Origin of the sequence: Barnesiella sp. CU968 (assembly GCF_905219685.1) — a bacterium.
Taxonomy (GTDB): domain Bacteria; phylum Bacteroidota; class Bacteroidia; order Bacteroidales; family Muribaculaceae; genus Lepagella; species Lepagella muris_A.
Map to the genome: position 1 here is coordinate 1 of NZ_CAJMXD010000535.1, position 1,551 is coordinate 1,551.

At 43.0% G+C, this 1,551-nt stretch carries 2 protein-coding genes; both read left to right on the forward strand.

Annotated features, from left to right (window positions below):
• Positions 1-123: 123 nt before the first annotated feature.
• Positions 124-351, forward strand: coding sequence for a hypothetical protein (locus tag JX312_RS13455; RefSeq protein WP_123408238.1), 228 nt, complete (start codon positions 124-126; stop codon positions 349-351).
• Between the two features lie 11 nt (positions 352-362).
• A partial coding sequence (locus tag JX312_RS13460) for a hypothetical protein (RefSeq protein ID WP_204458421.1) occupies positions 363-1,551 on the forward strand: 1,189 nt, incomplete at its 3' end.

Genomic DNA, 1,551 nt, shown 5'->3' on the forward strand with positions numbered 1-1,551 from the left:
GAAATTTTAATAAAAACACGTGCTTAAAAATATTTATTTTTTAGCGCAAAAGAGTACATTGAAAATTTGGATAATTCATTGTTTTTTTAGTATCTTTATAGCCTAATAATCAACTAAAAAGCAATGAGAAAATCAGGTTCAGACACCCCAAAAGAAACCCCGGAAGAGGAACTGAAACGTCTTCGTAAAGAAAATGCCAGACTTAAATCTCAGAAGGAGGCTGACAAAGCCAAAATCTCAGATTTGAAGAAAGAACTCAAAAAAAAAGACGTGCCGACGATAACCGTGAGCGAAGAACAACGCAAGTTGCTTTCGAGCCTGTTCCCGGACATAGATTCTCTATTCAGCTAATAATGCTTTGCGTGCTGATCTATGTGAGGACCGGATGCGGACTGCGAACCGTCATATCCATAATAAGGATCTTTGAGGAGGTTATTGGTGACCCATTGGGAAAGCTTCCATGCTACAACTCTGTAGCCAACTGGGTTCGCAAGCTTGGGCTATCCGTCTATGAGGAGGATGCACCCCAAGGACGTAAGTATGCCCACATAATTGATGAAAGCATCATGATTAACAAGGAGAAACTTCTTGTAGTGCTGGGTGTTCCTGCCGAACATACAGGCAAACCACTGAATCATGATGATGTCACTGTATTGGGTATGCACATCGGAAAATGCTTCAAACGGGATTATGTCAAGGAGGCCATTGAAAAGGCCTCTGATAAAACCGGAGGTTCTCCTGAATACGGAATATCCGACGGTGCGCATAATCTCGTAGGCGGCTTTAAGGATGCCGGCATTGCCCATCATCTTGACATAAGCCACACATTGGGCAACTGCATGAAGCATGTCTATGGAAAGGATCCTGAGTTTGTGTCTCTTACCGAAAAACTCGGAAAGATCAGACTGCAATATCATCTCACCGACAAGGCTTGGCTTCTGCCTCCCAATATGAGAGCGATGGCACGGTTCATGAATCTTCGTGAATGGGTTACGTGGGGTAAGAAAATGCTTGATTGTCTTGGTTCTCTGGATGACGACATGAAGGAAGCTTATTCTTTTCTCCTTCAGTATAGAGACCTCATTGACGAACTTGGTGTCTGCGTCGAGTCCGTAACCTATCTTGAAACTCTTTGCAAGCGTGAAGGGTTTGGACTCAGAACCAACGCCCTTTGTCAGCATCATATCATCCGGAATCTAATCGGCAACGCCACCAACAGGCGGGCTTGTGTCGGTCTCAGAATGCTGGATTATTTCAAACGACAGGCTGCAGTGCTTAATGACAGCAGGCAGATACGAAACATTTCCTCGGACATAATTGAATCTGAATTCGGTATATTGAAATCAAAGGTATCTTCCAATAAACTTAACGGGTTCACTCGTATGATTTTAATGTTGCCGTTATATCCAAAAATCGTTGTTTATTCTGACGCCAAAAAACAAAATTTCAAAGTACGCTTGGCCAATGTTAAACTCAAGGATATAGATCTCTGGGCCAAGGAGAATCTATCTCCGAATCGGGTGGTTCTGCGTTCCAGGACACTCAATAATG

Coding starts and splice junctions, on each gene's coding strand:
- JX312_RS13455 (WP_123408238.1), top strand. CDS start 124: ATGAGAAAATCAGGTTCAGACACCCCAAAAGAAACCCCGGAAGAGGAA.